Here is an 8,640-nt window from a genome sequence, read left to right as displayed (position 1 = left end):
GGCCTGGTCCGCGGCGTTCGCGACGGTGGCGCCGATGAGCGGGAGGGCGAGTGCGGCGCCACCGGTCCCGGCGGCGAGGACGCCGCGGGAGATCGGGCCGGACTTCGGACGACGGTGCTTACCCTTTGCGGGCATGGGAAGTTCCTCTCCGGCGCCTGCGAGGTGAGCTGTCGGGTTCGGGCTGGAGATGCCCGGTCGCGTTGCGGCGACTTCACCCCGAGCCGGTCCGGATCGCTCCGGATCGGCGGCTTACCTGGTTCCCCCGCTCCTGCCACGCGTGAGTGGGTGGGTGCGAATTCCGGGCGGCGGCAGGATTAGGCGGTCCGTCCGGATTGCGGCGACCGTAAACGAGTCAGGACGAGCGGAACAAGCCATCGATTGCGCACCGGAATCATCGATTCGCTATCGCCCCGCTTTTCCCGTCACACTCCGTGGATTACGGATCTTGGATTTCCGTACGGGCAACGGGAATACTCCGGGGCGCGCTCGCCACGGACCGTCACGGATATGATCCCGCTCACCTCCGCAATCCCATCTCCCCCATTAGCGGGGCATGTTCTGCGAAATGCACCAATACGGACACGCCAGCCTCGTCGTCCCTGACGCCCGGTCAGACAGCCCGCCCCGGCACCCGCACCCGGGCGCGCGACCGTGATGATTTTCCGTCGAATCGATGTCGTATCGTCACGGGAGCGCCCTCGCCGGCGAGCCGCGCCGACGCCAGAGATCCCAGGAGCCACCGTGACGCAACAGGTGCCGCAGGTCCCGCCGACAGAAACCGCGCTGACCGGAGTCCGCAACTTCCGTGACGTGGGCGGGCTCCCCACCACGGACGGGCGGCGCACCGCCTTCGGGCGGCTCTACCGGAGCGGCCACCTGGCGCACGCCACCGCCGAGGACGCGGTCTTCCTCGGCGGGCTCGGGCTGCACACGATCTTCGACTTCCGCCACTCCGCCGACCACCGGCTCGACGGGTACGACATCGAGCTGGCCGGTGTCCGCAATGTCAGCATTCCGCTCTCGGACCCGGCCGACGGCGCGGAGTTCTGGCGGCTGGTGGGCAGCGGGAACATCGAGCAGCTGCGCTCGGTCCTCGCGGGCGGCAAGGGCGTCGACCGCATGATCCGGATGTACCGCGCGACGATTCTGGACCGCACCGCCGAGCACAGCCGGGTGCTGCACGCCCTGGCCGAGGACAGTCTCCCCGCCCTGATGCACTGCGCGGCGGGCAAGGACCGGGCCGGTCTCTCGATCGCGGTCGCCCTGCTGGCGGTCGGCGTCGCACCGGAGGCGATCGAGGAGGACTACCTCAAGTCCAACGACCTCCACCGCCGGTACGAGGTGAAGCGCTCCGACCCGTCCGGGGCCGGCGTGTCGCCCGAGGTGCAGGAGCTGCTGGACCCGCTCTTCGGGGCGCGGCCCGCCTATCTCGCGGCGGCTTTCGCGACCATCGAGGAGAACTGGGGAACGACGGACCGCTACCTGGCCGAGGGGCTGAAGATCTCCCCCGAGACCCGCGAACGGCTGCGCGAGCGGCTGCTCGACGAGGGCTGACCCCTCCGGCACCCCCTCCCCGGGGCAGCCCTTCACTTGCTCCCGGCCACCACGAAGAGCAGGTAGAGGAAGGCCGCGATGATGTGGCCCGCGACCAGATAGGCGAAGAGCCGGATGATGACGCCGCGCGGCATCCGCTTCTCCTGGGGGTCCTCGTTCGCGCGGCGTCCGGGGCCCAGCGGGTCGTAGTGTTCGGAATCGGACATGACGGTCCTCTCTGTCGGCCTCACGGCCGGTGGAGCGAAGGATGGAGCCGGCGGGGACGGCCGGTCAGCGCGCGTGGAGGGCGTTGCCGAGGCACAGCTCGGCGGCGGGACTCTGCAGCAGGGAGTGGACGAAGAGCAGCTCCGCGCCGCAGCGGTCGACGGCCGCGATCCGGTGCGGGGTGAGCGAGTCGAAGTGGGCGCTGTCGCCGGGTTCGAGGTCGTGGACGGTGTCGCCGAGCCCGACCCGCAGCCGGCCGTCCAGGACGTACAGCCACTCCTCGCCCGGGTGGACCCGGACCAGGTCGCCCTGGGCCCCGTACGGGACACGCACCCGCAGCGCCTGCATCGCGCGGCCGGATCCGCCCGCCTGCCGGTACATCCAGCCGTCGGCCTCCGCCCCCTCGAAGCCACCACCGCGGATGATCGCGTCCCGTTCGGGCGGCTGCTCGCCGAGCAGCTCGGAGACCGTCGTACCGTAGATGCGGGCGAGTCCCAGCAGCATGGGCAGCGAGGGCTGCCTGCGGCCGGTCTCCAGCCGGGAGAGATGGGCCGGGGAGAGCCCCGCCCGCCGGGCCGCGGTCTCCAGGGTGAGGCCGCGGGCACGGCGCAGATCGCGCAGTCGGGGTGCGACGCCGGGGAGCTCGTCCAGCGCCCCTTCGTCCGGAGGGTTCATGCCCCTATTGGGCCAGGACCTTTCCTCTGAGGCAAATTACTTGCCTCAGAGGCAAACGCCCTCAGCGGTTGGCCACGGCCTGCGTGACCAGCGTCCTGCCGAAGTCCCACATCAGTCCGCCGCCGCTGTGCGCGTCCTCCATGACGGAGGTGAACGCCTCCACGAAGCGGTCCACCTCCGTGTCCCCGATGACCAGCGGCGGGATCAGCTTGATCACTTCCAGGTGGTCGCCGGAGACCTGGGTGAGGATCCGGTGCTTCTGGAGCAGCGGCACCACGACCATCTGGGCGAAGAGCCCCTTGCGGGCCGCCTGGAGCATGGTCCAGCGGCTGCGGAGCTTCAGCGACGACGGCCGGCCGAACTCGATGCCGATCATCAGCCCGCGGCCGCGCACCTCGTGCAGCAGTTCGTAGCGGTCCACCAGGGCGGCCAGTCGCCCGCGCAGCAGATCGCCGGTGCGCCGGGCGTTCGCCACGGTCTCCTCGTCCTCCATGACCGTCAGGACGGCGAGCCCGGCCGCCATCGCCTGGGCGTTGGAGCCGAAGCTCGCGGAGTGGACGAGGACCCGGTCCATCGAGGAGTAGACCTTGCGGAAGATCCACTCCTTGCCGAGGGTCGCGCCGACGGGCACATAGCCGCCGGAGAGCGCCTTGGCGACGCACACCAGATCGGGCTCCACGCCCTCCTCGTGCTGGTAGGCGTAGAAGTCCCCGGTCCGGCCGAGGCCCGTCTGCACCTCGTCGACGATCAGGAGCGCCTTGTGCCGGTGCAGCAGCTCCTGCGCCTCGCGCAGATGGCCGGGCGGCGCGGCGTGCACGCCCTTCCCCTGGATCGGCTCCACGACCAGCGCCGCGACATCGCCCCGCTTCAGCTCGCGGCGCAACGCGTCCAGGTCGCCGAGCGGGACCGATGTGTCCGGCAGCAGCGGGGCGAAGCCGTCGCGGAAACCCGCCTCCCCGTTGACCGACAGGGATCCGGTGGTGAGCCCGTGGAAGGCGTGGTCGCAGTAGAGGACCCGGGGCTTCCCGGTGGCGTAGCGGGCGAACTTCAGCGCTGTCTCGACCGCTTCCGTGCCGCTGTTCCCGAAGAAGACGCGGTCCAGGTGCGGGCTGTGGGCGAGGAGCTTCTCGGCGAGCAGTCCGGGCAGCGGCTGACAGTCGAAGCGGGTGAGGTCGGCGAGCTGGGCGTCCAGGACGTCGTGCAGGGCCTGGCGGACGACAGGGTGGTGGCGGCCGAGACCCATGACGCCGAACCCGGCGAGCATGTCGAGGTAGTCGTTGCCCTCCGCGTCCCAGAAATACGCGCCCTCGGCCCGCTCGTAGACCTTGTCGAAGCCGATGGTGTGCAGCATGCGCGGCAGCTGGTGGTTGAGGTGGCGCGCGTGCAGGTCGTACCGCTCGGCGCCGCGCTCGGCGAGGAGCCGAGCCAGGTCGAAGCCCTTGGATCCGCCGTCCGTCATCGCCCGTTCTTCTCCTTCGAGGTGTGCTGCTGCGGGGGGCCGGCCGCCCCGGGAGACCCGTGGCGGCCGGCCGTACCCCGTCGGTCACCGCCTCACCGGTTGCCGCTGATGGTCTCCCGTGCCGCGCGCAGGGACTCCTTGAGCGACCCCATGGTGGCGAGCACCGCCGTGGGCTCGTAGCCGCAGTGCGCCATGCAGTTGGCGCAGCGCGGATCCTTGCCGCGGCCGTACTTGTCCCAGTCGGTCTCCTCGATGAGCTGACGGTACGTCGGTACGTAGCCGTCGCTCATCAGGTAGCAGGGGCGCTGCCAGCCGAAGAGCGAGTAGTTCGGGATCGCCCACGCGGTGCACGGGAAGTCCGCCTTGCCCTCCAGGAAGTCCAGGAAGAGCGGGGAGTGGTTGAGCCGCCAGCGGGCCCGGTTGCCGCCCGCGAAGGCCTTCTTGAACAGCTCGCGGGTCTGCTCGACGCCGAGGAAGTGCTCCTGGTCGGGGGCCTTCTCGTAGGCGTAGGCGGGCGAGATCATCATCTCGTCCACGTGCAGGTCGTCGTTGAGGTAGTTGAGGACCTCGATGATGGTCTGCGGGGTGTCGGTGTTGAAGAAGGTGGAGTTGGTGGTGACGCGGAACCCGCGCCGCTTGGCCTCCTTCATCGCGGCGACGGCCTCGTCGAAGACGCCTTCCTTGGCGACCGACTCGTCGTGCCGCTCGCGCAGTCCGTCGATGTGCACGGCGAAGGCGAAGTACGGGGAGGGGGTGAACTTGTCGAGCTTCTTGCGCATGAGCATCGCGTTGGTGCAGAGGAAGACGTACTTCTTCTTCGCGACGAGCTGACGCACGATCTCGTCGATCTGGGGGTGCATCAGTGGTTCGCCACCGGCGATGGACACCATGGGGGCACCGGATTCGAGCACCGCGCCCACCGCCTGGGCGACCGGCATGCGCTGCTTCAGGACACCGGCCGGGTGCTGGATCTTCCCGCAGCCCTCACAGGCGAGGTTGCAGGCGAACAACGGCTCCAGCTCGACGATCAGAGGGAACTTCTCACGCTTGCGGAGCTTCTGTTCGAAGAGATACGTCGCAACCTTGATGGACTGACGGAGCGGCATGGCCATCTGGCTCACCTCCTGGGGAGCAGTAAAGATCGGTGCCATTCGTAGAACGCCGGAAGGACGGAACGAAGAACGCGGAACGCCGATATTCCACCGCGTACGGTGCCGATGCGGACGAGCTCATGCTCTGGAGCGTCCACGACCACCCGGACGGCCGCAACCGGGCGTGGGCCGTGACACAGGGCGGTACGCAGTGTCGCGGCGGACTCCATGTCCACCGCGATGGCCCCGCCCGCCCGCAGCGCGGCCCGTTCGGAGCCGCGTACGACATGGTCGGAGCCGGTCAGTGGGCCGGTGTGGACCGTGCGGCCCGGAACGGCCCTGGCGAGCGCGGCGACCAGGACGCCGGTGCCCGTGCAGGGCGTGGCGCCGTCCGCGTCCCGGGTCTCCTCGGCGACGACCAGGTCCCCGGGGTGCATCCCCGGGGCGAGACCGGCGCAGAAGCCGGCGGCGATCACGGCGGCGTCGGGGATGCGGCCGGGGCCCAGGAGGCGCGCCACGGCCGCCTCCGCCGCCCGGGGGCCCATGCCGGTGCGCAGCACCCGAACCGGACCCGGGGCGCCTCTGCCGCTGCGCAGGGCCACCTGCTCGATGCCGAGGGCGCAGGCGACCAGCAACGGTGTCACGGGGCGCCCGTGCCCTCCCGGAGCGTCCATCAGGCTCCCCCGGCGGCGTCCGCGCGGTCGGCGAACGGGTCGCCGTACACATAACGCCCGAGTGCGGTGAGAGGGAAGACCTGGCGGTAGAGGTGGTAGTTGATGGAGAAGTCCCAGGGGAAGCCGGTGCCGGTGAAATACGGCTCGTCCCAGGAGCCGTCGGCCTGCTGCGCCTCGGTCAGCCAGGTGACACCGCGGGCGACCGAGCGGGTGTCCCGGCGGCCCGCGGCGAGGAGGGCGAGCAGCGCCCAGGCGGTCTGGGAGGCCGTGGACTCACCGTGCCCGATCCACTTCTCCTCCTGGTAGGAGCGCAGGTCCTCGCCCCAGCCGCCGTCGTCGTTCTGGACGGACTCCAGCCATCCCACGGCCCGGCGGACCGCGGGGTGTCCGGCGGGCAGTCCGGCGGCGATCAGGGCGGGCACCACGGACCCGGTGCCGTACACGTAGTTGACGCCCCAACGGCCGAACCAGGCCCCGCACGCCTCCTGTTCGGCGAGCAGCCACGCGATGCCCTCGCGGGTACGGGGGTGCTGCGCGAGACCCTCGACGGCGAGCATCTCCACGACATGGCCGGTGACGTCGGCCGACGGCGGGTCGATGACCTCGCCGAAGTCGCAGAAGGGCAGGCGGTTGGGGAAGGGGCTGGTGTTGTCGGCGTCGAAGGCGCCCCAGGCTCCGTTGCGGGACTGCATCCCGAGGCTCCAGCGGACCCCCCGGTCGATGGCCGCCTGCATGCGGGCGGGGTCGGGGTGACGCACCCGGCGCAGCGCCAGGACGACTTCGGCGGTGTCGTCGATGTCCGGGTAGTTGTCGTTATGGAACTCGAACGCCCAGCCGCCTGGGGCGAGTTCGGGCTTGCGCACCGACCAGTCACCGGGTCGGGTGATCTCCTCGGCCAGCATCCAGTCGGCGGCCTTCACCAGGGCGGGGTGGTCGGGTCTGAGTCCGGCGTCGGCCAGCGCGATGGTGGCCAGGCAGGTGTCCCAGACGGGCGACTGACAGGCCTCGACCATGCGGGCGCCGTCCTCACGCCGGACGGCGAACCGGTCGAGCGAGGCCAGCCCCGCCCTCATCACGGGGTGGTCGAGGTCGTAACCGAGCAGGTGCAGGGCGATGATGGAGTAGACGGCGGGCGGCTGGATCCCGCCCCAGCAGCCGTCGTTCTCCTGACGCTCGATGATCCACCGGGCGGCCAGGTTCATCGCGATACGGCGCAGCGGGCGCGGGGCGACCTTGTGGTAGAGGTGGAGCCCTTTGTCGAGGCGCTGGAAGATCCCGTCCCAAGTGGCGGGCGGGGCAAGCTTCCTGGCGGGGTTGGGGTGGTCGGGGTCGGTGTGCAGCTCGTCGAGGGCGAAGGGCGCGGGGCGCACCGGGCGTTTCGCGGAGACGACGGTGAGCGGCACGATGGTCTGCCGGGCCCAGCAGCCGAAGTCGTAGATGTTGAGCGGGACCCATTTCGGGAAGAACATCAGCTCGGGCGGCAGTTCGGGGAGGTCGTCCCATTTCCACCAGCCGAACAGGGCCAGCCAGATGCGGGTGAAGACGCGGGCCGCCGCGATGCCGCCCTGCTCCCTGATCCAGCCGGAGGCGCGGGCCATGTGCGGTTCGTCGGGGCGGTCCCCGGCCAGCCGCAGGGCGACGTACGCCTCGATCGTGGCGGAGAGATCGCCCGGTCCGCCGTAGAAGGTGTTCCAGGTGCCGTCGCCGAGCTGTTCGCCGCGGATGAAGAGGGCGGCCGCCCGGGTGGTCCCGGAGTCCTGGATGCCGAGGAACTGACGCAGGAGCAGGTCCTCGGCGTCCATCGTGACGTTGGTGGCGAGGTCGCCCTTCCACCAGCCCTGCTCGTCCTGTCTGCCGAGCAGGTGCTCCACGGAGCGTTCCGCGGCCCGTCGCGCGGCGACGGTCACGTCGTCCGCGGCGGTTCTCGTGTCGGCCGGATCGTCTGCCGGGGCACCGGAGAGGTCCGCGGCCCCGGTCGATCCGTCGGTCGTCGCTGTCATGAGCTTCCCCTTCGTGCAGTCGATTCTCTGCTGTGCTGGGGTCTCCGTCGGCCGGCGCCCGGTGAGGGGCGCCGGCCGGCGACTGCGAGTCATATGCGAAGAGTGATCATCTCTTTCGTACCACCACGAAGTCGGCGAGCTCGGTGAGCTGCTCCCTCACCCGGTGGGGCATGTCGACGGCGTGCAGCGCCTCGATGGCGACCGCGTGCTGACGACGGGCTTCCTGGGCGGTCCACTCGCGGCCGCCCGCCTCCTCGATGAGTGCCGCACGGGCGGCGAACTCCTCTTCGGAGAAGCTGTCGAAGTCGTTGCTCTTGGCGTCGGCGGCGAGCAGTTCGCCCAGCCGCTCGGAGGCCTCGCCGCCCGCGGCGAGCGCCGCGACGACCGGCAGGGACTTCTTGCGCTGGCGCAGATCGCTCCAGGTCTGCTTGCCGGTGGACTCCGGGTCGCCCCAGATGCCGAGGAGGTCGTCGACGGCCTGGAAGGCGAGACCGAGGTGGTAGCCGTACGCCTCCAGGGTGTCGGCGGTACGGTCGTCGGCGCCGCCGAGCACCGCGCCGATGGAGACGGCGCAGGCCAGCAGGGCGCCGGTCTTGTTGCCTTCCATCTCCAGGCACTCCTCGACGGTGACCCGCTCCCGGTGCTCGTAGGAGATGTCCTGGGCCTGGCCGTCGATGAGCTTGCGGGTGGCGGTGGTCAGCCGACGGGCCGCGCGGCCCGCCTCGACCGTGCCGAGCTCCAGCAGCAGGTCGTAGGCGAGCGCGAAGAGCGCGTCGCCGACCAGGATCGCCTGGGCCGGGCCGTGCACCTTCCACACGGTGTCGCGGTGGCGGCGCTGCTCGTCGCCGTCCATCAGGTCGTCGTGCAGCAGCGAGAAGTTGTGCACGAGTTCGACGGCCACCGCGCCGGGGATGCCCGCCTCGGCGGGGGCGCCCGCCGCCTCGGCGGACAGCAGGGCGAGCGCGGGCCGCACGGCCTTGCCG

General features: G+C 70.8%; 8 protein-coding genes, 1 pseudogene and 1 riboswitch. Of the genes and pseudogenes, 1 reads left to right on the top strand and 8 read right to left on the bottom strand.

Going from position 1 to position 8,640, the window contains the following annotated elements; translation table 11 throughout:
* Window positions 1-135: pseudogene (locus CR470_RS40860) on the bottom strand (peptidase); the annotation flags it as partial.
* Between the two features lie 2 nt (window positions 136-137).
* Window positions 138-298: riboswitch (cyclic di-AMP (ydaO/yuaA leader) on the bottom strand.
* 443 nt (window positions 299-741) lie between these two features.
* On the opposite strand from CR470_RS40860, the gene CR470_RS32975 reads away from it, so the two are divergent.
* Window positions 742-1,554, top strand: coding sequence for a tyrosine-protein phosphatase (locus tag CR470_RS32975; protein WP_097871131.1), 813 nt, complete (start codon window positions 742-744; stop codon window positions 1,552-1,554).
* A 32-nt stretch (window positions 1,555-1,586) separates the two neighbouring features.
* Here the strand turns inward: CR470_RS32975 and CR470_RS39880 are convergent, their stop codons facing one another.
* The 7 genes from CR470_RS39880 to CR470_RS32945 all read right to left on the bottom strand — a co-directional run.
* Window positions 1,587-1,760 carry a DUF6126 family protein gene (locus CR470_RS39880; RefSeq protein ID WP_006128941.1) on the bottom strand — a complete coding sequence of 58 codons (174 nt, stop codon included), beginning with the start codon at window positions 1,758-1,760 and terminating at the stop codon, window positions 1,587-1,589.
* A 64-nt stretch (window positions 1,761-1,824) separates the two neighbouring features.
* Window positions 1,825-2,433 carry a helix-turn-helix domain-containing protein gene (locus CR470_RS32970; protein ID WP_097871130.1) on the bottom strand — a complete coding sequence of 203 codons (609 nt, stop codon included), beginning with the start codon at window positions 2,431-2,433 and terminating at the stop codon, window positions 1,825-1,827.
* Window positions 2,434-2,494: 61 nt separating this feature from the next.
* A complete protein-coding gene (locus CR470_RS32965) occupies window positions 2,495-3,892 on the bottom strand; it encodes an aspartate aminotransferase family protein (protein WP_097871129.1) in 1,398 nt (465 codons plus the stop codon).
* Between the two features lie 92 nt (window positions 3,893-3,984).
* Window positions 3,985-5,004, bottom strand: coding sequence for an adenosyl-hopene transferase HpnH (hpnH, locus tag CR470_RS32960; protein ID WP_097871128.1), 1,020 nt, complete (start codon window positions 5,002-5,004; stop codon window positions 3,985-3,987).
* 5 nt (window positions 5,005-5,009) lie between these two features.
* The gene (locus CR470_RS32955) at window positions 5,010-5,657 is read right to left on the bottom strand and encodes a phosphorylase family protein (RefSeq protein ID WP_097871127.1); all 648 of its coding nucleotides are present in this window, start codon (window positions 5,655-5,657) and stop codon (window positions 5,010-5,012) included.
* Window positions 5,657-7,657, bottom strand: coding sequence for a squalene--hopene cyclase (gene shc / locus CR470_RS32950; protein WP_097871126.1), 2,001 nt, complete (start codon window positions 7,655-7,657; stop codon window positions 5,657-5,659). Before shc ends, CR470_RS32955 begins: the two co-directional genes overlap by 1 nt.
* Before the next feature lie 106 nt (window positions 7,658-7,763).
* Window positions 7,764-8,640, bottom strand: an 877-nt coding sequence (locus tag CR470_RS32945; protein WP_097871125.1) for a polyprenyl synthetase family protein, incomplete at its 5' end; no start/stop codon positions are given.

It is taken from the genome of Streptomyces sp. rh34 (assembly GCF_002551245.1).
In the GTDB taxonomy this organism is placed as follows: domain Bacteria; phylum Actinomycetota; class Actinomycetes; order Streptomycetales; family Streptomycetaceae; genus Streptomyces.
The sequence above is the reverse complement of the archived record's forward strand: the minus strand, read 5'-3'. Positions and strand labels throughout refer to the sequence as shown.

What these genes read in the sequence shown, in the direction of transcription:
- CR470_RS32965 (WP_097871129.1), bottom strand. Translation starts at nt 3,892, where the DNA reads ATGACGGACGGCGGATCCAAGGGCTTCGACCTGGCTCGGCTCCTCGCC.
- CR470_RS39880 (WP_006128941.1), bottom strand. Translation starts at nt 1,760, where the DNA reads ATGTCCGATTCCGAACACTACGACCCGCTGGGCCCCGGACGCCGCGCG.
- hpnH (WP_097871128.1), bottom strand. Translation starts at nt 5,004, where the DNA reads ATGGCCATGCCGCTCCGTCAGTCCATCAAGGTTGCGACGTATCTCTTC.
- shc (WP_097871126.1), bottom strand. Translation starts at nt 7,657, where the DNA reads ATGACAGCGACGACCGACGGATCGACCGGGGCCGCGGACCTCTCCGGT.
- CR470_RS32955 (WP_097871127.1), bottom strand. Translation starts at nt 5,657, where the DNA reads ATGGACGCTCCGGGAGGGCACGGGCGCCCCGTGACACCGTTGCTGGTC.
- CR470_RS32970 (WP_097871130.1), bottom strand. Translation starts at nt 2,433, where the DNA reads ATGAACCCTCCGGACGAAGGGGCGCTGGACGAGCTCCCCGGCGTCGCA.